Raw genomic sequence first — 23,011 nt, forward strand, 5'->3', positions numbered from 1 at the left:
GTTTCAGCCGTCGGTGCTGATCAACGGCCACAGGGTGTCGATCACCCGGTCGGCCTCGGCGGGATCGAGCTCGCCGGTGCGCAGGAAGGTCGCGAGGTAGCTGCCCAGGCACAGGTCGGCCAGGACCTCGACGTCGACGTCCGCCTTGACCGAGCCGTGGTCCTGCAACTGCCGCATCGTGTCGATCAGGATGTTCAGCTGCGGAGCGATCGTCCGTTCCCGGAAGATCTCCAGCAGGTCCGGGTGGCGTCCGGCGTCGGCCAGGATGTGGCCCATCAGGCCCAGGCCCCGCTCCCGCACCTCTTCCGGCATCACCGCGCGCATGGCTGCCTTGAGGGCGTCCTGCGGGTCGAGTCCGTCCACCTCGGCACCGGCCGCGCCCGGTGCGATCAGACCGAGCGCATCGACCACGAGCTCGTGCAGGTTCGCCCAGCGCAGGTAGATCGTCGGACGCGTGACGCCGGCTGCCTTGGCGATGTCGCCGAGAGACGTGCGCGCGTATCCGTCCGCCGCCAGCCGCTCCAATGTCGCCCTGAGGATCGCGCTCTCCACCGCGGGGTCTCTCGGCCTGCCCCGGGACACCGCCCCGGACTGGGCGGTCTGCTCGCTGGTCATGGGCGCGAGGTTAGGTGCGCGTCTCGGCTACCGGCAACCCGGCCGGGTCAGCGAGGCACCCAGGGCGGGGTGTCGTCCGGCCGGCACAGCGGATACTGCCCCCGGTCGCCGTCGAGGGCGACCAGGCGGTACTCGGCAAGCAGGGAGGCGTCGAATGCCTCCGAGGTCGGGGCGGTGGTCGTGAAGTGCAGAGACCACACCTGCCGCGACGGGCCCAATGATCGGCGCGAACGCGATCGGGAACACCACCACGGCGGTTCATCCCGGCGCTTTCTCAAGATGTCGGAATGTGCTGCTGGGAAGTCTTGTATTCGTCCACGATCGTGTTGAGCACCGAGCTGTCGTCGGGTGGGTCGATCTCCAGCTCGAAGACGGTGCTCACGCGGGCAATGAGGAAGTAGAAACCGACCATGATGACGGTCTCGACCAGTTGTCGGTCGGTGTAGTGGCCGCGTGCCGCCTCGAAGATCTCGTCCGGCACCTCGGGTGATCGTGCGGCGCTGTCGGCAAACGCGAGCAGGGTGCGCTGGGCCTCGGTGAACTCGCTGGAAGTGAGGTCGCGGGCGGCCAGCGCGTCGCGCTGGGCGTCGGTGACTCCCGCCGATCGCGAGATGGAGATGTGTTGCTCCCATTCGTACGGGGCCGAGAACGCTACGCCGCTGTTCATGATGACCAGCTCACGGTCGACCGCGGGCAGTGCCCCCGCGGCGAACTGGGCTGCGCCCAGCTTGCTGACGGCGGAGCCGATATCGGGTGAATGCCCGAGCATGCGGACGATGTTGACTGTCACCTCGTCCGAGGGAAGTTCCGGATAGCCGATACGAGCCATGGTTGCCCGCCCTTCAATTCGTGTGTGGTCGATGTGGTTCGGACCGGTCCGGAGCTCGTTCGCGTCGGCCGGTGGGCGGCTTGTGGCCAGGAGTTCAGTAATGGATCGGACCGAGCGCGCCGCCGCTGGCGATGATCGGGTCGCCGTTGAGCGCGACACTGCGCGGGCTGGCCAGGAACGCGATCACTGCGGCGACCTCGTCCGGGGTGACGATCCGGCCGATGGAGATCGTCGCGCTGAACTCGCGTTCGACCTCCTTCAAGGTCAGCCCGCGGGACTCGGCATTGGCGGCGAGCGCCTTGGTTGCGGTGTCGCTGCTGGTGGGGCCGGGGTGGACGACGGTCACGTTCACGCCACGGGGGCCCAGTTCGTCGGCGAGGTTCTTCGTCAGCGCGGCAACGGCGATGTTGCGAACCGAGCCGGTTACCGAACCGGTGCGCCGCGCGGCGATGCCGCCGACGTTGATGATCCGGCCCCAGCCGCGCTCGACCATGCCGGGCGCGAACGACCTGGCACAGCGCAGATAACCCCGCACCTTGACATTGATCTCCGCTTCCAATGCTGACTCCGCGATCACGCCGGGGTTGGTCATGGCCGCGTTGTTGACCAGGATGTCGACGCCGCCCAGTTGCTCGATGGCGGTGGTGGCCATGGCGGCTACCGAGGCGTCGTCACCGGTGTCCGCGCCGATCCCGATCACGCGTGCCCCGGTGTCGGCGGCGAGCAGAGCGGCCTGCTCGACCGCCGTCTGCGCATTGCGGCCGACGAGTGCGACATCGGCGCCTTCCTGGGCGAGCGCCCGGCCCACTGCCAGGCCGATGCCCCGGCTGCCGCCGGTGACCACCGCGCGTTTGTCCTTCAGCCTCAAATCCATGACATGTTCTCCTCAGTTGATCGACACCGCAGTGCGATGAGAGTGGCACTGTCCCGTTAGGACGGTCAATTCAGGGGTGATGGCATAGCGCCTGTAGCACCATGTCCCCATATCGGCGCCAGACTGCGGGGTCACGTTCTCCGAATCGCACCAGCTGCAGTGCCGCGCCGCACAAGAGCACACGCACGTCCCGCGGCGTGGCGTCCGCACGCAGTTTCCCGGTCGTCCGAGCGGTCTCCATGACCTCGATCAGCGGCTCCAGGAGTGGAAGGGCGGTCTGGGAAACAGCATCCGCGAGCCGTTCGGCCAGCAGGCGATCATGGGCCAGGACATCGAAAAGTTCGAAAACATAGACGCGGAACCCCTCGTAGGGGTCGGCCTCGCGCCGCGCCTTCGCTGTGCGTCGTGCGAGCTCGTCCAAGCCCAGTTGCGTGATCGACTCGAGCAAGTCCTCCTTGGTGGGAAAGCTTCGGTACACCGTTGCTTTGCCGACCTGAGCTTTCGCGGCGACCTGGGGAATCGTGACCAACGCCCCGTGTTCGCGGAACAGGTCGATCGCGGCGGTGATCACCCGTTCGTGGTTGCGGCGGGCGTCTGCCCGTCCCGGCGAGGCAGTCGCGTGCCGAGCCGGTCCGGGATTCTTCGGCGAGTTCACAGGACGAAACCCCTGCCCATCAAAGAGTCTGGTCAGGTCGATCGATGTCGAAGCCGCTCTCGCTCAGACGCCGGAAGCGACCATCCTCGGCGAAGGTGCCGAAGACCGCGATCTCGTCGCGGTTCAAAGGCATGACTCATTGCGGGAATCCTCACGCCAGGAGCTCAAGTGGACCCGTGGGTCCGGTTCGATGGTAGCGGACTCACGGGTCCGTTTTGAGGAGGGTTCCCGTGTCGCTCGTCACATGGGGTCGTTCGCGGGCAGGCGGCGCGGGGTGTGCAAAACTCGGCGAGATAAGCCCTGGTTGAAGGTTCGGCGCCCAGGCAGCTTGTGCCGGATTTTCAGCTATGCTGTCCTGTATGCCAGGACAGGTGTCGAGCGGCGGGCCCGCAGCTGCGGGCCATTATCGCGAACGCAATTCGACGGCCGACCGAGCCTTGGACATCCTGGGGTTGTTCTGCGACACCCGGCTGTGCGTCAGTGCCCAGGAGGTTGCGCAGGCGCTGGGTACCGCGCGGTCGACGGCGTACCGTTACGTGCAGAGCCTTGTCGGAGCGGGTTTCCTCGAGGAAGCCCCGGCCGGCGGCTTCCGGCTGGGTCCGCGCGTGCTGGAGCTCGGCCGCCTCGCCCGGCGGAGCTACGGTCTCTCGGACGTGGCGCTGCCGATCATGCTGGAGCTCTGCGAGAAGCTCGGCGAGACGGTGTTGCTCACCAGGCGTGCCGGGGCCCATGCGATCTGCCTGGAGCGGGTGGAGGCCGATCATCCGGTCCGCATCTCGTACGAGCGGGGCAGCACGCTGCCGGTCAACGCGGGCGCCTCCGCGCTCGTCCTGATCGCATACCTGCCTCCCGCGGAAAGCAAGGCGCTGCTGAAGCGGGAGCGGCTGCAACAGTTCACGCCGCGCACGCTCACCAAGGTCGAGGATCTGCTGGCGCGGCTCGAGTCGATCCGGGCGGACGGCTACTGCGTCGCGCGCGGGGAGCTGGACGAGAACATTCTGGGCGTCGCGGCTCCGATCGTCGATGCGAGCGGCGCGGTGACCGCGGCTGTCAGTGTGGCAGCCCTCGAGACCCGGGTCCCCGACGAACGGTTGCCCGAGGTGGTTGCTGCCGTGGCCGACGCCGCGGCCCGCGTCAGCGACCGGCTGGCCCTCGCCGGCTGAGCGGCGGAGGTGGGCGCGGTTAGACCGTCTCCGCGAGGACTCGGTTCTCGATCTTGCCGATGCCGGTGACCTCGACGCTGATCTTGTCGCCGTCCTTGAGGAACAGCTGGGGGTCGCGCCGGTATCCCACGCCGCCGGGTGTCCCGGTGAGGATGACGTCGCCCGGCTCGAGGTTCGTGAACTCCGAGACGGTGCTGATCAGCTCGGGGATCGAGAAGATCAGCAGGTCCAGCGGGGAGGACTGGACGACCTCGCCGTTGAGCATGGTCGTCAGTGTCTGGGACGCGATCTCGACCTCGTCCGGGGTGACGACGACCGGGCCGAGCGGGGTCGAGTGGTCCCAGGCCTTGCCCTGCAGCCACTGGTGTGTCTTGTACTGGTAGTCGCGCATGGTCACGTCGTTGGCCACGCTGTAGCCGAGGATGTGCGAAGCGGCGTCCTTCGCCGGGATGCGGCGGCCCGCCCGGCCGATCACCACGGCGAGTTCGCCCTCGTAGTCCACCTGTCCGGCTTCGGGCGGGAGCAGGATGTCCTCGTGCGCACCGATCAGGGCGGAGGCGAACTTGGTGAACAGGACCGGGTAGGTCGGCAGCTCGCGCTTGGACTCGTCGACGTGGGTCAGGTAGTTGAGCCCTACGCACACGACCCGCCGCGGGTCGGCGATCGGTGCGAGCACCCGTTCCTCGAGCGGGAACCGGCCGGCCTCGTCGCGTGCTGCCGAAGCCAGGCGGTCGATGCCGGTGGTGGCGTCGATCGTGGTGATGCCCTCCAGCGGAGTGACGATCCCGTCGGTCACCTCGCCGATGCGGGTGTTGCCGTTGTCGTCGTAGTAGCGGGTGAGTCGCATTTCTTCTCCTTGTCGTCGATCCACTGGCCCAGCCATGCGCGGACGTCGTCCCCGTCGCCTGGAGTCCATGAGGCTGCGATGAGCCGGTCGGGGCGGATGAGCAGGAACCTGCCGCGGTAGGGCTCGAACTCGCGCACGAGGCCGCCGTCCACGTCGACGAGCACGCGGGCGTTCGCCATCGCGGTGGGGAGCGTCTGGCCGACCACGACGTGCAGGCGTCGGGCACCGGTCATGGCGCAGACGGACTCGGCATCGCTCCACCCTGCCGCGGGGACGTCCACGCCGATCGTCGTCCACCCGCGACCGGCCGGCTCGTCCAGCATCCGGACCTTGCTGGTGGCGGCGTCGAACACGCGTGGCTGGGCCACGGCGGTGCCGGCTCCGAGGTCGCCGCTGCGCATCAGCCCGGCGGCGATGGTGTTGGCGGGCCGGTAGCGCATCTGCTCCAGGTAGTTGCGCCCGTCGTCCGTCTCGAGCATCCGGCGGATGATCCGGTCCCGGCCGGTCGCCAGCCGTTTCGAGGTCGTCATCACGACGCGCCCGAGGCGCTCGGAGACGCGGATGGTGGCGTCCACGTGCGGTCGGCGCTCGGCTTCATACGTCGAGAGCACGCGCTGCTCAAGAGTGCCGCCGAGGACCCCGGCGATTTTCCAGCAGAGGTTCGTCGCGTCCCGGATTCCCGAGTTGAGCCCCTGGCCGGCGAAGGGGGGCATCATGTGTGCCGCGTCGCCCATCAGGAAGACGTTGCCGCGCCGCCACTCGTCGGCGTTGACCGCGTTGAACCGGTAGACCACCGCCCGCTGCACCTGGTCCGGCCTGATGGTCCGATGTGGACCGAGCAGGCGCTCGATCAGGGCGAAACCGGGGTCGGGGCCGGGCTCTGCCTCTCCGGGGTGCAGGGCGAACTCGTAGCGGCACCGCCCGTCCAGGCCGGGCACGATGACGTGCGGCCTTTCCGGGCAGCCGTGGTGCATCGCGTACCGCTCGGTGCGGGTGTCCTCGAGGGTGTCCACGACCAGCCAGTTGTCCTGATAGGACCGTCCGGTCATGTCGATCCCGAGCAGGGTGCGGACGGTCGAGCGCCCGCCGTCCGCCGCGATGAGGTACCGCGCCCGGACGCTACGCGCGATGCCCGCCACCTCGGTCACGGCGCAGACCCGGCGCCGGTCCTGGGTGACGTTCACGACGCGCGCCCCGAACCTCAGATCCACGTGCGGGTTCTCGGTCAGCACGGTGCGCAGCACCTGCTCCAGTTCCGGCTGGGCGAACGGGTTCTTGAAGGGGAAGCCGAGGCGGTACGGCGCCGGGCCGGAGGCCTGGAACAGCCGGCGCCCGTCGTGTCCGAAATAGACGGTGCCGGTGCCCGGCACGGCGATGCGCATGATCCGGTCGGCGATCCCCGCATCCTGGTAGGTCCTGAGTGACTCGTCGTCGATGCTGATCGCCTTCGGCTCGGCGACAGGTTCGGCCTGCGCCTCCAGGACGATGACCGACACGCCCCGCGCTGCCAGCAAGGCCGCGGCCGTCATGCCGACCGGCCCGGCCCCGACGACGATCACGTCGGCGTTCGGCTCTTCGCGCACTACGACACTTCCTTGTCTCGACAAGCAGGATGCGTGTCTCTCATTACAGGACTTGCCCTCTCTTCGTGTCAAGCCGTACGTTCTGTTTGTCAGTCCATATGTCCTGAAAAAGGAGACACCATGTCGATCGTCGAACTGGGCCACACCGGCTTCTGGGTGGAGGATCTGGCCAAGATGCGCGACTTCTACACCCGGGTGCTCGGCCTGACCGTGACGGACGAGGACGAGGAGCTCGGCATCGTCTTCTTCTCGTCCCGCCCGGAGGTCGAGCACCACGAGTTCGTCCTGGCGAACGGTCGGACCGCCCCAGCGGGCTCGCTGCTCACCCACCAGGTCTCGTGGCGGGTGGACTCCCTGGAGGCCATCGTCGAGTACCACAAGCGGTTCCGGGCCGAAGGCGTCCAGGTGCAGCAGGAGGTGACCCACGGCAACGCCATCGGCATCTACTTCTTCGACCCCGAGGGCAACCGCAACGAGGTCTACCTGCGCATCGACAAGGACGTGCGCCAGCCGTTCCGGAAGTCGCTGAACCTCGACCAGGACCTCGAGGCGATCCTCGCCGAGGCCGAGCGGCTGCTGAGCGACGGCGGCGCCGCCTACCAGCCGGTGACGACGCAGCCGGATCCGGCCAGGTGACGTACCGACGGTTTGGGCCGGGCCGTGTTTCACGGCCCGGCCCGAGCGATCCGATCAGCCTTCGTTCCGCCGTGCGACGGCTTGATCGAGCGTCGCCTGACCGGCCCAGGAGCCGTGGAACCCGAACGGAACCCGGCTCGGGAGCATGACCCTGGCCAGCGGTTGGCGGACCAGCTCCGCGGCGTCGTGGACGAGCAGTTCGGTCAGGTCCGTCTCGCGGTTCCACCACAGCGAAAGCAGGTAGCCGTCGTCCTCGCCGATGGCGTCGGCCCGGCTGACGAAGACCGGTTCGCTGGGGCTGGTGAGCGGCCCAGGGCCCTCGACGACGACGGTGGTGTCCCGCAGGTAGTCGTGCTTGGCCAGGCCGTCGCTCATGATGTCGCGCGAGACGCCCCGGGTGGTGACGAAGTACCCGTACCGGTGGCGCCGCCCGGTGTAGTCGTCGTTGATCTTCGGGAACTCGCCGGCGAGCCCGCTGACCCTCTCCTCCTTCACGGTGCCGGTGGCCAGGTTTATGGTCCAGCGGTGCGGGATCGCGGGCGGGAACCACGAGTGTGACGAGGGTGGGGTGTCGAGCTGGTCGGCGGGTGTGCCGAGCCGCGTGATCCGGTGCCCGTCGATGATCAGGCGGCCGTTGTCTTCGTAGGCGTTGTAGAAGTGCGTGTTGGCCCAGTGCCCGCCCACCTCGTGCCACGTGACGGTGTGGGTGCGCCGGTCCAGCAGCACGATCTGCACGCCGTGCGGCAACGATTTCTCGTCCCACACCACCCCGGGCTTGCCCTGCATGATGTAGTCCAGCCGGAACTGCGCCGGGGTGACGAAGAAAACCGCGTAATTGTCGCTGACCGCGAAGTCGTGCATCAACACGGGGACCTTGATGTCGAAGCTGTGGCTGTCGATCACGGTCCCGGTCTTCGCGTCCGCCCGGAACCACGTGATGGTCGGCCCGGTCGCGGCGAAGAACAGCATGTCGCCGCCGGCGGGGTCGATCTTGTAGTGGGCGGTGCAGAGAACGTCGATGCCGCCGTGGAAGTCATAGGTGCCATACGTTTCCAGGGTTTCGGGGTGCATCGAGTGGGGCAGCCCGCCTTCGAAATAGACCAGCAGGTGGTCGTCGAAGAGGCCCACGTTCGTGTTCGCGACGTTCTTGCCCGGCGGGGCGCCGGGCGGGAGCGGGCGCGGGTTTCCGCCGTTGGCGAAGCCACTGTAGACAGCTTCACCGCGGGCGACCTCGAACCTCATCGAGTCGGTCTCGACCCAGCGGGTGCGGTAGGCGGCGCGGCCGTCACGCAGGTAGATGCCGCATACCATGCCGTCGCCCTCCCACCAGTGATACCGGTCCAGATCCAGCGGCGCGAAACGCGGGTTCGAAGAGATCCGGAACAGCGCCCCGGCGAGATCTTCGGGAATCTGCCCCTCGACGTCCAGGTCGTAGGCCTCGCTCTCCTCGGCCCACGGCGCGAACGGTCCGGCCAGGAACTTGTTGTCGGTGTCCACGTGAGTCCTCAGAAGGGGTAGGCGGGGATCTCGCCGTGGACGGTCACCCACTGCAGCTCGGTGAAGGCCTCGAGGTTCGCCGTGGCGCCGCCGTGCCGGGAGCCGTTGCCGGACTCGCCGACACCGCCGAACGGGACGGTGGCCTCGTCGTTGACGGTCTGGTCGTTGATGTGGACCAGACCGGTCGGGATCCGCTCGGCCAGCGCCAACCCCTTGGCCACGTCCCGCGTCAGGATGCCGAGGGAGAGCCCGTACTCGGTGTCGGCGGCGAGCCGGGCCGCCTCGTCGAGGTCACCGAACGCGACCACGGGCGCGACCGGGCCGAAGATCTCCTCGGCGTAGGCACGGGCCGTCAGCGGGACGTCGGTGAGCACCGTCGGCCGGTAGAACAAGCCCTCGTAGGCGCCGCCGGCGGCCAGCCGCGCCCCGGCCGCCACACTGTCGGTGACGATGCCGTGCGCGGCCAGCAGCTGCCGCTCGTCGATCATCGGACCCACCGCCACCGGGCCGCCCGCCGGGTCACCCACCGGCGCACCGTTCGCCCGCTCGACCAGCAGTTCGGCGTACTGGTCGGCGACCGAGGCATGCACCAGGTGACGGCTGGAAGCCATGCACACCTGTCCGGCGTGGTGGAAGGATCCGAACGCCCCGGCGGAGGCCGCCTTCTCCAGATCCGCGTCATCGAGGACGATCAGCGCGGAATTGCCACCGAGCTCGAGGTGCACCCGCTTGAGCCGCTGCGCCGCCGCCGCCGCGATCGCCTTGCCCGCCCGGGTCGAACCGGTGAACGCCAGCACCGGCACACGCGGATGATCCACCAGCGCCGCACCCACCTCCGCACCACCCGGCAGCACGTGCAGCACGCCTTCGGGCAGACCGGCCTCCTCGAACACACGCGCGATGGTGACGCCGCCGCAGATCGCAGTACGCGGGTCCGGCTTGAGGACGACCGCGTTACCCAGGGCCAGCGCCGGGGCGAGCGCGCGCATCGCCAGCACCATCGGCGCGTTGAACGGGGAGATCACACCCACCACGCCGACCGGGCGCCTGCGCGAGAACGACAGCCGCTGCTCCACCGAACGCAGCACCTCACCGTACGGCGCGGCGGCCAGCGCCGCCGCCTCATAGCACTCCTCGGCCGCGCCGTTGGAGGTCTGGAAGGCCGCGAACCCCGGGTGCGTGCCCGCCTCCCGCACAATCCACTCCGCAATCTCCTCCTGATACTCCTCGAAAATCTGTCCCGCCCGGCGCAGCACCCGCGCCCGCCCCGCGTACGGCAACGCAGCCCACTCGGCCTGGGCCCGCCCCGCCCCAGCCACCGCACGGTCCACATCGGACGGAGCCGCCGCGCCGACCCGCCCCAGGGTCTTGCCGGTGGCCGGTTCCGTCGAGTCGTACACCTCACCGGAGCCTTCCACCCACCCGGAGGAGAAAATCCGCCCCTGCCAATCACCGGAATCAAGAAGAGCCATGATATTCCCTTTCACGTCGTTGTGCGGTTTGGATGGCCGGCGGTCAGTCGGTTCCGCCGTCCACCACCAGGTTCACGCCGGTGACGAAGTCGGCCCGCGGGCTGGCCAGGTAGCACGCGGCGGCGGCGATGTCCTCGGGGCGCCCCACACGCCCGGTCGTCTGCTGGAAGACCTCCACGGCGATGTGGCGCTCGTTGGCCCGCCATCCGCCGTCGAGCCGGAGTTCCGCGGCGATGTCGTCGAGTTCCGCGGCCGAGCCGGGGGTGTGGATGATCCCGGCGCTGATGCAGTTGGCCGTGACGCCGGTGCCGGCCAGGCTCCTGGAGAGGCTGCGCGTCAGGTTGATCTCCGCGGCCTTCGCCGCCTGGTAGTCCGGGAAGTGCGGCGGCTGGTGCAGGGCCACGGCGCTGGCGATCTGGATGACCCGCCCCCAGCCGCGCTCCGCCATGACCGGCGCGAGCCGGTTGATCAGGGTGGCGGTCGAGACGACGTTCAGCTTGTACGTCTCGAGCCAGGAGCCCGGCGGGGTCGCCAGCCAGCCGTTGCGTTCCCAGCCGCCGTACCGGCCGCCCGCGTTGTTCACCAGGATGTCGACGCCGCCCGAGGCGAGGATCTGTTCGCAGGCCTCCGCGGCTTCCGACTCGACCGTGAGGTCGCCGAGCACCTCGTCGGCCCGTCCGCCGTGGTCGCGGATCGTGGCGGCGGTCTCGGCGGTGCGCTCTTTGTCCCGGCCGTGCACGACGACGTGGGCGCCCTCGGCTGCCAGCATCAGGGCGATGCCGGCGCCGATGCCGGAGCTGCTGCCGGTGACGAGGGCGCGCTTACCGGAAAGTCCGAGGTCCATCTGGGTTCTCCTGCCCGGTTCAGGCGACGGGGACGGGGATGGCGGTCTGGGCGGTCTCGGCTGCCTTCGCCACACCCGGCACCGCCGCCATGCCGTCCGTGAAGGGCGGTTGCCCGAGCAGATGCCGCCCGCTGATCTCGGCGGACGGGTCGAGCCGGGTCGAGCCGTGCGTCAGGGCGACGCGGACGTCGCGGGCGAAGCGCTGGATCGGGTTGCGCAGGCTGACGGTCGAGGAGCCGAGGGTGAGCTGAAGGGTGTCGATGGCCGCACCGCACACGTTCCCGGCGTGGACGAGGTCCATCATGATCGCGGACTCCTCGGCGGCCGTGAACGGCTCCCGGGCCTGCGCCTTCCGGTCGATGTGGTCCGCCCGGCCGAACAGCAGGCATTCCGCGGCGTTGATCATCGCGTGCGTCTTGCCCGCGGCGACCTGGACGGACGGGGTGGCGGCCAGCGTGTCGTAAGGCAGGTTGAACGGCTTTTTCCGGCGGGACTGGTCGAGGAAGCACTCGAAGGCGCCCTGGGCCATCCCCAGCGTGACGGCCATGGTCTCCAACGCGGGAATCAGCATCTGGCCGCGTCCGTCGAGCTGGTAGCCGAGCCCCTCGTAGTGCTCGTGAAGCTGATCGAGGCGCTCCGGCATCCGGGCCAGGTCGGCGACGCGCTGCTCGGGAACGAAGATCTCCTCCGTCGTCCGGACGCTGTTGCTCGACGAGCCCCGCAGGCCCATGACGTGCCAGTCGTCGACGATCTCGTACTGGCCCTTCTCCAGCAGCGCCATGGCCCGCAGCACCGAACCGTGGCCGGTCGGCACCTCGATGCCGACGACGACGTACGCGGCGTGCTTGCAGCCGCTGCCGAAACCCCATTTGCCGCCGGCGGGGATCAGATAGCCGTCCGGGACGCGGCTCGCCTGCTGGATCCGCTCGGAGAACAGCGATGCGCTGGCCACGACCGGCCCCGGCCATTCGAGCGACCGTGCGTAGACCTCGCGGACGGCGTCCTCGGGGAACGTCAGCATGACCCGGGCGAATCCGCTGGCGATCATCGCCAGCCACGCCGCGGACCCGTCGCCGGTCGCGACCGCGGCCACGATCTCGGCGAGGTCGCGGGCTCCGAGGGCGTAGCCGCCGAATTCCGTCGGCACCGAGGCGCGGAACAGACCCGTCCGGTGCAGCGCGTCGAGCGTCGCCGGGGGCAGACAGCCGAGTTCCTCGCCGGCCGCAGCGTTTTCGCGGATCAACGGAACGAGTTCGCGCACCTCGTCGCGGATGCGGCGCCCCTCGGGCGTGCTGAAAGGTGACTCGTGAACAGACGGTATTCCAACCATTTTTTGCCTTTCGAAGCCGCTTTTCTCTGATGCTAGAGTCGGGCTTCCCGGGAAAAAAGACGGTGGAATTCCTCAGAGATCGGCGTCGGGCAGGCCGTGCTCTGCAGTGAGCAGCATGTGGCGGCACTCGGCGAGCGTTTTCAGTTTCACCGCCTGGAGGCGCTCGGCCTCCGCGGGGTCGCCGCGGCCGATGGCACGCAGGACGTTCTCGGTGGACCGGGCGTACAAATCGATGACCCAGGACGGCGCGTACAGCTCATCGCGCATGCTCCACGACAGATACGCCTTGATGCCGTCCACGAAAAGGGACAGCAGGGCATTGTGCGCGAGCCGGTTCTGCACTCTCTCGATCGGCTGGACGGTGGAGATCGGCGCCGCCTGGGCCGGTTCGCGCAGCCGGTCGTAGGCCGCGTCGAGCAGGGCGGCGTCGGCCGGACCGGCCTTGCGCGCCGCGAGCTCCGCCAGCTCGATCATCAGGCCGCCCAGCGCCCGCGCGGTCTGGTCCCACGGTTCGCCACGGGCGGCGAGGTGGATGCACAGCTGGCGGCTGAGCGGTCCCGAACTGGGGCAGCGGGTCATCAGGCCGCGCCCGCGCCCGGGCAGGGGCACCGCGGTCTCCGCGTCCTCCATGATGCGGATGGCCTGGCGGATCACGCTGCGATCGACGCGGAGCCGCTCGGCGAGATCGAACTCGTTGCCCAGCGGCCGGCCCTTGACCCACTCGGCCGGGGTGATTTCCGACATCAGTTCGCGCACGATCCGGAACGCCGGTATCCGGAGCTGGTCGAGCGGTGCCGGCACCCCCGTGCCGGACCAGCTCGCCGATCGGCCCAGCGTTTCGCGCGCCGCGGCACGCAGCAGGACGCGGGTCCGCCGCGCGGCCTCGTCGCCGCGGCCGCGCTCGAGGTCGCGGATGATCAGCTCCGGAGCGGCATCGGCTCGGTCCAGGCCCATCGACGGCAGCAGCGGGGCGATGATGTCGCGCAGGCGCCGGAGCACGCCGCTCCCGCTCCCCTCGATGACTTGGGCGGCGAACTGCTCGATGTCCGCGCCGGAGGGCGTCGCACCGGGTCGGTGCGCACCGATCAGACGCACGGCCGTGACATGAATGGCGACCCAGGCCTCGACGATTTCCGGCAGCTCGATGCCGGTGAGGTGCGCGTAGCCGCCGACCATGACCCGCAGGTGGGTTCCGGACGGCTTCGCGACCGCGAGACCGCCGCGCGGGCCGCGCCGCACCTGGAGCGCTTGACGCGCTTCGAGCACGCGCGCGGCTTCGCGCATCACATCGCGGCCCACCCCGTAGTGCGCGGCCATCTCGGCCTCGCTGCCGTAGACCCGGCCCACCGGCCAGCCGTCCCGGATGAACCGCTCCTCGATGTCCCGGGCCACGAGCAGCGGCAGTTTCGTCTGCGCCTCCTCGGCGCCGACCACGCTGGAATACAGGTCGGAGATCGTCGGCCCGGGCTTCGCGTCCGCACCCGGCCGGGACGGGCGGCGGGAGACCTCGATGCTGCTCATGGCCGCCTCACTCCGTTCTGCGATCTACTCGGTACTCACCGGAGCGCCGTCCCAATGTTCGGCGAGCTTGCCGTCCTCGACGCGCCACATGTCGAACCAGTAGGACCGGTAGGTCTTGCCCGGATGCCGCGGGTCGGGCAGGTCCCGGCTGATCATCATCACGACCTTGTCGCCTTCGGCCACCATAACCGGAGGTTCGGGTGCGGGACGCATCGATTCCCGCGCGTGCCGTGCCTCCTCGGTCTTCGTCCAGGCGATGATCGCGTCCGCTCCCGAGGCGATGTTCGGGTTGTGCTGGACGTAGGTCTCGGTGAGGTAGGCGCGTGCCTGCTCGGAGGTCGCGGGATCGGTCAAAAGCGACATCATGGTCAGCACGGTCTCCTTGTGCGCCGCGAGCTGGGCCGCGACGGGATCGGTGATCGGTGCTTCGGTGTGGTCGACGGTCATGGCGGGCTACCTCCAGGTGGGGATTTCGGCGCCGTCGAACCACGTGGCGTGGATGCCGAGGCGCATGCGGACGGGAAGCCGGAGCCGGGCGACCGGCCCGCGGGCGAGGTCGAGCGTGTCGAGGATGACGAGCTCGCTGCGCCGCTCCAACGGCCAGTTGAGCGTGGCGATCAGGTAGCCGTCGTGTTCGGGCGCGTCGGCGGACTTGGTGAAGTACACCGGGTCCTGGAACGTCGCGGCCGGCCCCGGGAACCAGTCCTCGCGGGTGCCCGCCTCCAGGTCGAAGTGGCTGAGCTGGTTGAACATCACCGGGTAGGGGCGGCCGTTGACGTCCGTGGCGAGCTTGCCGCGGTCCAGGGTCGGCACGAACATGTGCCGGTACGGCCTCAACTGGCGCCGGGGGTCGATGTGTGGCCCCTCGCCGTTCACGATCGCCAGCACCTCCCGCTCCACCAGGTGCTCGTCGTCGGCGCGGTAGTCGATGCGCCAGCGCACGTGGCGCGTGGTGAGGCCGTCCGGGCCCATCGGCGCGCCGTTCTTGTCGGGCACCACCGGGGCGAAGCCGTTGCCGTCGGTCTCCAGCAGGTCGAAGACGATCCTGCCGTCCTCCTCGTAGGCGTTGATCGTGTGGCCGGGGAACGCGTGCGGCGCCTGGAACCAGCGCACCTCGTCGGCGCTCCCGTAGCGGGGCATGACGCCGAAGACCTGCGGGAGGTCCGCGTCGTAGACGAAGTGCGGGCCGCCGGCCTTCAGCCGGTCGAGATCGCTGGTGATCGGCATGATCGGAAACAGCATGTAGTTCTCGGTCAACGCGCAGTCGTGGATCATGGCCGAGTACGGTGCCTCGAACCACGCCTCGTGGGTGACCTTGCCCGCGGCGTCGATCACGTAGTACGCGATGTCCCGGGTCGTCTCGCCCCGGGCCGCGTAGCCGAAGCCGAACATCTCGCCGGTGTCCGGGTCGAACTTGGGATGCGCGGTGAAGGTGTGGCTGGTGATGGCCCCGTACGCGTTCCAGACCCCTCGGGTCTCCAGCGTGACCGGGTCGACCTCGTAGGGCAGCCCGTCCTCTTTGGAAGCGAGCATCCGGCCCGCGTGCCAGTAGATGGCGGTGTTCGCGGTGGTCCGGTCCTTGCCGGCGACGCTGGGGTCGTCGGAGAACGGGTCCCGGTAGTTCCCGAACAGGGGTCGGCGCGCCTTGCGCTCCAGTTCGAACCGTTCCGTGCGCACGTAGCGTGTCCGGAAGTCCACGCAGCCGTCCTTGATCCGGAACGCCCGGACCGCGCCGTCCCCGCCCGCCGCGATGGTCATCGGGTAGAGCACCGGGACGTCCGGCAGGTACACCTGGTCCGGCACGGCCTGGACGAACAGCCCGTCGATGTCCGCCGGCACCTCGCCCTCCACGACTTCCAGGTCGAACACCTCGAGATCGAACCGGCACGGCTCGTCCATCCCCGAGGTGAGCTCCGGCGGGAAAGCCTTTGCCATGACGCCGTCTCCTTTGACTGACCTGGGTGGTACGTGCCGCTCCCTGCGGCTTGCGTCACGGTAGGACGCATCCTGGAGTCAAACCAGACGGCGGATTGGAGTCCCGGCGCCCCCGGGTTTCGCCGCCTTGTTTGGGCGAGTACCCCACCTACCATCGTGGAGCACGGTCGCCCCACGACGAAGTGGCAGGAAAACAATGGCGAAATCACTGCGTATTCAGGCTACGGTAGCCACGTTCATCTGCATGACATTCAGCATGTCCGGTATTTTCGTGGGCTCTTTCTCGGTCTTCCTGCCCGCGGTCTCGCAGGCGATGCACTGGGGACTGCCCGTCTTCACGCTCGTGTTCACCGTTTCCCAGTACGTCACCGCCGCGGCCTGCCCGCTCGGCGGCCGCATCATCAGACTCGTCGGGGTGCGCATCACGGCCACCACCGGCGTGGTGTTGTTCGCGGGTGGACTGCTCGCCCTGTCGCAAATGGACTCGGCCGGGCCGCTCTACTGGCTGGGCATCGTCTGCATCGGGCTCGGCGCGGGCCTGTCCGGCCCGGTCGTCTACGCGCGGGTCGTCTCGTCCTGGTACGACGCGAACCGGGCGCTCATGCTGGCCCTGGTGACCGCCGTCGCGGTGCAGCTGTCACAGACGTGGGTCGCGCCGGTCGCACGCTGGCTGATCGACATCCACGACTGGCGGTTCGCCTTGCGTGTGCTCGCCCTGGCGGTGCTCGTCTGCGCGGGCGGCGCGGCGGCGTTCCTGCTCCGGCTGAACCCGGCCGAGCCGCTCGGCGCCCCGGCCACGGACGGTGCCGACCCCGCCACCGTCGCGGCAGCAGACGCGGGAGCTTCGGGGACGAAGGCGATGCGCACGCGGACCTACTGGGCCCTGACCTTGGCCGACTGCCTGGCGGCGGGGGCGCTGGTCGGCACCCAGACCCACCTGGTTCCCTGGCTGGCGGGCCGCGGGGTCTCGGCGGACCGCACCACCATCCTGGCATCGGTGCTGGCGTTCTCGGGCATGGCCGGCGTGGTGTTCTGCGCGTTCTTCGCCGACCGCATTCAGTCGCAGCGCTTCATCGCCGCCCTGTACCTGATTCCCGTCGCCGGCACGATGCTCCTGTTCTTCTCCGGGACGTCGTTCGCTCTCCAGTTCCTCGGAGCCGTTCTCTCCGGGGTCGCGCTGAGTACCGTGACCATGCTGCTGCCGTACCTGGTGACCCGGTACTTCGGCCTCAAGGCGTCCGCGGAGATCTTCGGCTTCAGCCTCGGGCTCAACGTCGTGAGCATCGGGACGGCGACCCTGCTCATCAGCGACGGTTTCGACGCCACCGGCAGCTTCACGGTGCCCATGGCGCTGGTCATCGGCGCCACCGTGGTCGCCTTCCTGCTCATGGCGACGCTCAAGCCCTTCACCTACACGGTGTCGCGGCCGCCGGCGCGCAGCGAGAGCGCCGTCCTGGCTTCCCCGGCCGAGCGATGACCGCCGCGCCCGTCCAGGAAGCCGAGCGGATGCTCCGCGGACACGGTGATCGCTTCCTGGAGAGCCTGGTCCGCCACGACCCCGGCTTCACCCGGTGGAACAGCTCCTTCCGGGTGACGGAGAACGCCGTCGAAATCAAGCTCGGCGAAGGGCTCTGGGAGACGGCCGGCGACTTCCTCGGCTTGCAGACGTTCGTCGACGTCGAACAGGGGCAGCTCGCGACGACGGGAGTCGCGGTCTGCGCCGGGCAGCGCCGTCCGTTCGCGCTCCGGCTCAAGGTGGTGGACGACGCGGTGAGCGAAGCGGAGTTGCTCGTCAGCACCGACACGGCCGGGCACTTCGCCGACGTCGACCGGCTGCTGGCCCCCGACGTGCTCTACGACGCACCGGTGCCGCCCGAACGAGCCTGCGACCGGGACGCGCTCGCGGCGGTGGCCGGCGGCTACTGGTCGGCCCTCGGGGAGAGCGACGGCAGCCTGGCGCGGATCGGCTACCGCTGCGACCGCTACGACAACGGCAAGAAGGTGACGAACACGCTCACGACGCTGCTGTCACCCGACGCGACGGTGCACACCGTCGCCAGCTGCCTCAACCAGACCCGAGGGGCCAGGCCGACGGTCCGCGGAGGTCACTTCCCCGTTCTCGATCCGGCCCGTGGCGTCGCCGTCAGCACGGTCATGGTCGATTTCCACCCGGTTCCGGACAGTCCGAGACCCGACAACGGGACGTTCTACATGGTGGCGGTCTTCAAAGTGGTCGACAACGAGATCCGCAGCATCGACGAGATCCGGGAGATCCTGCCGCTCGGAACGCCGCAGGCATGGTGACGAAGGAGAGGCCCATGGCAGTCAGTCCGAACGCGTCGCGCGAACTGCGCGACGCCTACGGCCACACCGCGTCAGGGGTGGTGGCGGTCTGCGGGCTCGTGGACGGCGAGCCGGTCGGGATGGTGGCGAGCTCTTTCGTCCCGGTCTCCCTCGACCCTCCGTTGGTCTCGTTCTGCGCCATGCGCACTTCGCGCACGTGGAGTGTGCTGCGCGCAGCGCCGGGCCTCGGCGTCAGCGTGCTGGGGGAGAACCACGGCGACCTGTGCCGCCAGCTGTCCGCCCCGGTGGGGGACCGTTTCGCGGGCATCCGCTGGGAGGCGGGGGAGTCCGGTGCGGTCTTCCTGCACGAGACGGCGCTGTGGCTCGAATGCTCGCTCGACGCCGAGGTGGATGCGGGCGACCACGTGATCGCCCTGCTGCGTCTGCGACGGGTGACTCCGTTCCCTCGGATCCGGCCGCTGGTTTTCCACCGCGGGCGTTTCGAAAGGTTGGCGCCTGCATGAGATCGTTTGGAGGTCGCCCGGTTCGCCGGGCGAGTCCGGGTGGCAAGCGAGTCCTTCCGGCCGGCTGTCAAACTGGTGGCCGTGGACAGTTCCGTTGTCGAGTGGTTCGGGGCCCGGTGGCGTGGTCTCGGCCGACGCAGCCGGGAGCTGATCGTCGATGCGGCGGTCACCGGGATCTGCGTCACGCTGGGTGTCGTGCTGGCGGGCGGGGCCGAGGAGGCGTGGTGGAACGCCGGCGCTGCCGCCTTGCTGGGGGCGCGACGGAAGGCGCCCTCGGCGGTGCTGCTCGCGATCGCGGCGCTCGTTCAGTTCTCGCCCTCCGACGCCATCGTCGTGCCGATGTGCGCCCTGTACGCGGTCGGCGCCTTCGGGCGTGTGGTTCCCGGCGCCCTTGCGGTCGTCGCGACCGCTGTGGTGTTCGCGCTGCCGGCGCCGGATACACCGGATACTGATGGCACCCTGTTCGTGGTCGAGGTGGGGGTCCAGGTGCTGGTGCCGCTCCTGGCAGGCGCCTACGTCCGCCGTTCCCGGCGGCTGGCGGCGATCCAGCGGGACCTGGTGCTCACGCAGGAGCGCGACCGGATCGCCCGCGAGATGCACGACGTCCTCGGGCACAAGCTCAGCCTCATCGCGCTGCACGCCGGACGGCTCGAACTCGGCGGCGCCGCGGACGCCGAGACCGCGCGGCTGCTGGGCGGGACCAGCCGCGCCGCCATGCAGGACCTGCGGCAGATCCTCCGGGTGCTCGACGCCGAACCGGTCACAGTGGACAACCTCATCGACTCCTCCCGCCGCGCGGGCTTGCGCATCGAGTCCAATTTGTCCGGTGACCTCCACGAACTTCCTCCCGAACTGGCCGACGTCGTGCGGCGCGTCGTCCAGGAGGCGCTGACGAACGTGCACAAGCACGCCGGACCGGTGGACGTCGTCGTCGAGTTCCGGGTGGTCGACGGTCGGGCGAGGCTGCTGATCCGCAACTGTGCCCCGGAACGGGCGCCGAGCACGCGGGGCACCGGCACCGGCCGGGGGCTGCGCACGCTGGCCGCGCAGGTCGCGGCGCGCGGAGGCCGGCTGACCTGGGGCGCCGACGCGGACGGCGGCTTCGAGGTCGCCGCGGAATTCCCGGCGATGGTGGGTGCCCGGTGATCTCGGTGGTCGTCGCGGACGACGAGCAGCTGATCAGGGCCGGGGTCCGGGGGCTGCTGGAGACGGCGGGGGACATCAAGGTCGTGGCGGAAGCCGGGAGCGGGTCCGAAGCGCTGCGGCTGGCGCACCGCCACCAGCCGGACGTCCTGCTGCTGGACATCCACATGCCCGACGGCGACGGCCTGGCCACGGCCGAACTGGTGGGCCGGCACGTGCCCACCACGGCGGTCGCCATGCTGACCGCCTTTTCCCACGATCGGTATGTCCTGCGCGCGCTGCACGCCGGCGCTGTCGGGTTCCTGCTCAAGGACACCGAACCGCGGGTGTTCCTCGACGCCGTGCGGGCGATCGCCGCCGGCAAGGGGTACCTCTCGCCGCAGGTGACCTGTGCGGTGCTCGCGCGGTTCCGGGACCGCGACCCACGGCGTGCCGAACGCGCCCAGGCCCGGCTCGCCTTGCTGACCGCCCGCGAACGGGAAGTCCTGCAGCCGCTCGCTCAGGGCCAGTCCAACGCGGAGATCGCCCGTACCTGCCGGATGGGCGAGGGCTCGGTCAAGGCACACATCAGCCGCATGCTGGTGAAGCTCGAGTGTGCCAACCGCGTGCAGCTGGCGCTGATCGCCTACGAGGCTGCCGAAAGCTGACCGGCCGTTCGTCGGGTACGGACTGGAGGATAGTTACATTCGACTGCGCGGGAACGCGCGATCGTGAAAAGTCGAATTCGTGATGAGCGGGCGGCGCCTTCCCAGCCTGCGGGCGCCTTGGGTCGCCGGGCTGATGTCGTTCCTGGTGCTGGCGTCCGCCGCGGGAATCTGCCTGTCCCGGACTGGGGATTCCGCTCCGGTTCCCCAGTCGGTGCTCGACAGCAGACAGGAAAGCATGGAGGCGGCGCAGGAGGCGATTTCCCGGTCACTCGACGGCGGGATGGGCAGCCTGGCGAAGATCGCCGCGGTCGTCGACGAATCGATGAGCCGGCCGGACCGCGCTTTGCCGATCCTGTCCAAGGGCCGGACCTGGAAGTCGCTCTACGTCGTCGATCGGGCCAGCCGCGTGGTCGTGGCCCAGGTCGGTGCCCCGGCACAGCCCGCGGTTCTCGGCGATCCGGCCCCCGGTGAGGCCGGTATGCGGCTGGCCCAGGTCGGCACCGGACGACAGATCGTGGAGTACACGCCGATCGGCAAGGCGGCCGACGCGAAGTACCTGCTCGTCGGGCATTTTGATCCGGACCGGCTCGGCGAGCTGCTCGCCGCCGCCGGGCCGGAAGGCGCTTGGCTGCTGGACAAGTCCGGCTCGGTGATCGCCGGCCCGGGCAACCGCAAGCCCCCTCTGGGAGTCATCGATCCGGGGCTGGAGCCCGGCGCAGCTTCCTCCGGCAGCCGGGCTCAGCACGGTGCCGGCCAGGAGGAGGTGGTCGCCTGGGCAGCCATGGGTGGCAAGCCTTCTTCGACCGCGCTCGGCTGGACCGTGGCGTCGGAACAGGCAACCACCGAGGCGACCGCGCTCACCGAGACGGCTCACCGGCGTGCCGTCACGGTCGGCGCCGGGCTGGCTGTGCTCACCGTGATCGTCTTCGCAGTCCTCCACCTTCTGCTGTTGCGGCCGATCCGGATGCTCAGCCGCGTCGCGGAGTCGTCCCGCCGCACCGTGCCGAAGGCACCGAAGTACGGGGAAGCCGGACGCATCGCGCTGGTGCTGACCCGCGCCCGGGCCGGGCATTCGGGACGATATCGTCCGCTGGCCCTGCTGACCTGGTCCGCCGGCGCCGCCCTCTTCCTCGGCGCTGCGGCCACCGTCGCGATCGTTCCGTCATTCCAGCCGGTCGACGCGGTCCCGGCGGGCGTCGCAGCGGAACAACAGTCGCGATCGTCACTGGCTGCTCACCAGGTGCAAACCTTGCTGGACAGCGGCATAGCCGACCTGACCGCCGTGGCCACGGGAGTCCGGATGTCGAAGGACACCGAAACACCGGCGACGCTGCTGTCCCGGCTGATGTCCACCCGGGACCGGTATCGCGGCGTCGCCCACCTCGCACCGAACGGCGAGCTGCGAGCCAAGGCCGGAGAGGACGTCGACGCCGCGGCGGTCAAGGCCGCCGACGAACCGGCTCTCGCGGTCGACACCCGGCAGGGCGGCTCACCGCGGGTGTTCGTCTCCGCTCCCGTCACCGGCGAGAACGCCGGCCGGCTGATCGCCGAGTTCGCCCCGAGCGCGTTCAGCGGACCGCTGTCGTTGGCAGGACCCGGCAACACCTGGCTCCTCGACGCCGACCGGAAGGTCATCGCGACGACCGCCGCGTCCGGACTCTCGAGCCGCCCGGACCTGGCGCCGGCCGTCCGGGATGCCGCCGGCGGGCCGGGCCACGCGCTGCGCGAGGTGGACGGCGGGCGGCACCTGGTGAGCTGGGCGCCGGTCTCCAGCATCCTGCCGGCCGGCCTCGCGGTCGTCACCGACCGGCCGGAAACGTCGCCGACGCCGGCCCACCCGAACGAACAACGCGAGATGATCCTGCTCGGGGTGCTGATCGCCGTGCTGACCATCGTCATCTTCGCCTGGCTCTACGTGGTGGTCGTCAGGCCGTTGTCCGCGCTGGCGGAGGTGGCGGGGCGACTCGGCCGTGGCGATATCGGCGTCCCGGTGATCGTCCGTGGTTACGACCAGCTCGGCCTGGTCGCGCGCGGCCTGGAACGGATCCGGCGCGACCTGATCCGCTCGATCGCGACGACACCACCCGCCGCTCGCCGCGCGACGCCTCGCCCGCGGTCGAGGCCGGCGACCGGCACCCACTCGCGCGCCGCCGCAGCGCCGCCCCCGCCCAGCTCGCGGAGGACGCCTCGATCACCCGCGCAGACGACCATCCGGCGACCGAGGCGCTGACCCGCCGCGGCTGCGGACCGGACGCCACCGCGGCATGGGGTACTTCGCCGCGGCGACCGACGGCGACGACATCCAGCCGGTCGAGGACTTCTCCATGCCACCGGCGGCGGACACCCCGCGCGGGACGCTCACCGGCACGGTCACCGACCAGGACAGCGGTGCACCGATCGCCGGGGTCACGGTCGCCTTCGGCGGGCACGCTTCCGGCTTCGCGGGCGGGCTGGTGGCCACCACGGCCGCGGACGGCACGTACACGATCTCCGGAATCCTGCCCGGCACGTCCACGCTCGGCTGCTTCTTCATCAGCAGCACCGAGCTGGCGGTCTACGGGACGCCTGCGGCGTAGGCGCGAGCCCGGCACTTTCACGTGAAAGTGCCGGGCT

The 23,011-nt window shown here is 69.8% G+C and carries 22 protein-coding genes; 9 read left to right on the top strand and 13 right to left on the bottom strand.

Features of this window, described 5'->3' with window-relative positions; all coding sequences use genetic code 11:
- Positions 1 to 3 precede the first annotated feature (3 nt).
- From I4Q55_RS19990 to I4Q55_RS20005, 4 genes are all read right to left on the bottom strand, one after another.
- Positions 4 to 615: a TetR/AcrR family transcriptional regulator gene (locus I4Q55_RS19990; RefSeq protein WP_206789668.1), complete on the bottom strand. Its 612-nt coding sequence runs from the start codon at positions 613 to 615 to the stop codon at positions 4 to 6.
- 274 nt (positions 616 to 889) lie between these two features.
- Complete coding sequence (locus I4Q55_RS19995; RefSeq protein WP_206789670.1) at positions 890 to 1,444, bottom strand: carboxymuconolactone decarboxylase family protein; 555 nt, start codon at positions 1,442 to 1,444, stop codon at positions 890 to 892.
- A 94-nt stretch (positions 1,445 to 1,538) separates the two neighbouring features.
- Complete coding sequence (locus I4Q55_RS20000) at positions 1,539 to 2,318, bottom strand: SDR family NAD(P)-dependent oxidoreductase (protein WP_206789671.1); 780 nt, start codon at positions 2,316 to 2,318, stop codon at positions 1,539 to 1,541.
- A gap of 70 nt (positions 2,319 to 2,388) precedes the next feature.
- Positions 2,389 to 2,889, bottom strand: coding sequence for a TetR/AcrR family transcriptional regulator (locus tag I4Q55_RS20005; protein WP_206789672.1), 501 nt, complete (start codon positions 2,887 to 2,889; stop codon positions 2,389 to 2,391).
- A gap of 443 nt (positions 2,890 to 3,332) precedes the next feature.
- On the opposite strand from I4Q55_RS20005, the gene I4Q55_RS20010 reads away from it, so the two are divergent.
- Entirely contained in the window at positions 3,333 to 4,136 is an 804-nt protein-coding gene (locus tag I4Q55_RS20010; RefSeq protein ID WP_242546357.1) for an IclR family transcriptional regulator, read from the top strand.
- A 19-nt stretch (positions 4,137 to 4,155) separates the two neighbouring features.
- Here the strand turns inward: I4Q55_RS20010 and I4Q55_RS20015 are convergent, their stop codons facing one another.
- Positions 4,156 to 4,983, bottom strand: a complete 828-nt coding sequence (locus I4Q55_RS20015) for a fumarylacetoacetate hydrolase family protein (protein ID WP_206789673.1) — start codon at positions 4,981 to 4,983, stop codon at positions 4,156 to 4,158.
- Entirely contained in the window at positions 4,929 to 6,566 is a 1,638-nt protein-coding gene (locus I4Q55_RS20020) for a bifunctional 3-(3-hydroxy-phenyl)propionate/3-hydroxycinnamic acid hydroxylase (RefSeq protein ID WP_206789674.1), read from the bottom strand. Before I4Q55_RS20020 ends, I4Q55_RS20015 begins: the two co-directional genes overlap by 55 nt.
- A gap of 120 nt (positions 6,567 to 6,686) precedes the next feature.
- Here I4Q55_RS20020 and I4Q55_RS20025 point away from each other — a divergent pair, with 120 nt between their 5' ends.
- Complete coding sequence (locus tag I4Q55_RS20025; RefSeq protein ID WP_206789675.1) at positions 6,687 to 7,202, top strand: VOC family protein; 516 nt, start codon at positions 6,687 to 6,689, stop codon at positions 7,200 to 7,202.
- Between the two features lie 54 nt (positions 7,203 to 7,256).
- Here the strand turns inward: I4Q55_RS20025 and I4Q55_RS20030 are convergent, their stop codons facing one another.
- The 7 genes from I4Q55_RS20030 to I4Q55_RS20060 form a co-directional block, all read right to left on the bottom strand.
- Positions 7,257 to 8,699 (bottom strand): carotenoid oxygenase family protein, encoded by a 1,443-nt coding sequence (locus I4Q55_RS20030; RefSeq protein WP_206789676.1) that lies wholly within the window; start codon positions 8,697 to 8,699, stop codon positions 7,257 to 7,259.
- Positions 8,700 to 8,707: 8 nt separating this feature from the next.
- Positions 8,708 to 10,171 carry an aldehyde dehydrogenase family protein gene (locus I4Q55_RS20035; protein WP_206789677.1) on the bottom strand — a complete coding sequence of 488 codons (1,464 nt, stop codon included), beginning with the start codon at positions 10,169 to 10,171 and terminating at the stop codon, positions 8,708 to 8,710.
- A gap of 43 nt (positions 10,172 to 10,214) precedes the next feature.
- Entirely contained in the window at positions 10,215 to 11,015 is an 801-nt protein-coding gene (locus tag I4Q55_RS20040; protein ID WP_206789678.1) for an SDR family NAD(P)-dependent oxidoreductase, read from the bottom strand.
- A gap of 19 nt (positions 11,016 to 11,034) precedes the next feature.
- Positions 11,035 to 12,345, bottom strand: coding sequence for an acyl-CoA dehydrogenase family protein (locus I4Q55_RS20045; RefSeq protein ID WP_277991934.1), 1,311 nt, complete (start codon positions 12,343 to 12,345; stop codon positions 11,035 to 11,037).
- A 72-nt stretch (positions 12,346 to 12,417) separates the two neighbouring features.
- The gene (locus I4Q55_RS20050) at positions 12,418 to 13,779 is read right to left on the bottom strand and encodes an FCD domain-containing protein (protein ID WP_307793260.1); all 1,362 of its coding nucleotides are present in this window, start codon (positions 13,777 to 13,779) and stop codon (positions 12,418 to 12,420) included.
- 111 nt (positions 13,780 to 13,890) lie between these two features.
- A complete protein-coding gene (locus tag I4Q55_RS20055) occupies positions 13,891 to 14,313 on the bottom strand; it encodes a nuclear transport factor 2 family protein (protein ID WP_206789681.1) in 423 nt (140 codons plus the stop codon).
- A gap of 6 nt (positions 14,314 to 14,319) precedes the next feature.
- Complete coding sequence (locus I4Q55_RS20060; protein ID WP_242546358.1) at positions 14,320 to 15,801, bottom strand: carotenoid oxygenase family protein; 1,482 nt, start codon at positions 15,799 to 15,801, stop codon at positions 14,320 to 14,322.
- A 244-nt stretch (positions 15,802 to 16,045) separates the two neighbouring features.
- Between I4Q55_RS20060 and I4Q55_RS20065 the strand changes: the two genes are divergently transcribed.
- The 7 genes from I4Q55_RS20065 to I4Q55_RS20095 all read left to right on the top strand — a co-directional run bounded on the left by I4Q55_RS20065 (position 16,046) and on the right by I4Q55_RS20095 (position 22,974).
- Positions 16,046 to 17,278, top strand: coding sequence for an MFS transporter (locus tag I4Q55_RS20065; protein WP_206789683.1), 1,233 nt, complete (start codon positions 16,046 to 16,048; stop codon positions 17,276 to 17,278).
- On the top strand, positions 17,275 to 18,105 hold the full coding sequence (locus I4Q55_RS20070; RefSeq protein WP_206789685.1) for a hypothetical protein: 831 nt from the start codon (positions 17,275 to 17,277) through the stop codon (positions 18,103 to 18,105). Before I4Q55_RS20065 ends, I4Q55_RS20070 begins: the two co-directional genes overlap by 4 nt.
- A 14-nt stretch (positions 18,106 to 18,119) precedes the next feature.
- Positions 18,120 to 18,608: a flavin reductase family protein gene (locus I4Q55_RS20075; RefSeq protein WP_242546359.1), complete on the top strand. Its 489-nt coding sequence runs from the start codon at positions 18,120 to 18,122 to the stop codon at positions 18,606 to 18,608.
- Between the two features lie 81 nt (positions 18,609 to 18,689).
- Positions 18,690 to 19,754: a sensor histidine kinase gene (locus tag I4Q55_RS49245; protein ID WP_206789689.1), complete on the top strand. Its 1,065-nt coding sequence runs from the start codon at positions 18,690 to 18,692 to the stop codon at positions 19,752 to 19,754.
- Complete coding sequence (locus tag I4Q55_RS20085; protein ID WP_206789691.1) at positions 19,751 to 20,398, top strand: response regulator transcription factor; 648 nt, start codon at positions 19,751 to 19,753, stop codon at positions 20,396 to 20,398. The genes I4Q55_RS49245 and I4Q55_RS20085 overlap by 4 nt, the downstream gene beginning before the upstream one ends.
- Before the next feature lie 82 nt (positions 20,399 to 20,480).
- Positions 20,481 to 22,628 carry a hypothetical protein gene (locus I4Q55_RS20090; protein ID WP_206789692.1) on the top strand — a complete coding sequence of 716 codons (2,148 nt, stop codon included), beginning with the start codon at positions 20,481 to 20,483 and terminating at the stop codon, positions 22,626 to 22,628.
- Between the two features lie 34 nt (positions 22,629 to 22,662).
- Positions 22,663 to 22,974, top strand: a complete 312-nt coding sequence (locus tag I4Q55_RS20095) for a carboxypeptidase-like regulatory domain-containing protein (protein ID WP_242546360.1) — start codon at positions 22,663 to 22,665, stop codon at positions 22,972 to 22,974.
- Positions 22,975 to 23,011: the final 37 nt, after the last annotated feature.

This window comes from Amycolatopsis sp. MtRt-6, assembly GCF_017308975.1.
Classification (GTDB): Bacteria; Actinomycetota; Actinomycetes; order Mycobacteriales; family Pseudonocardiaceae; genus Amycolatopsis.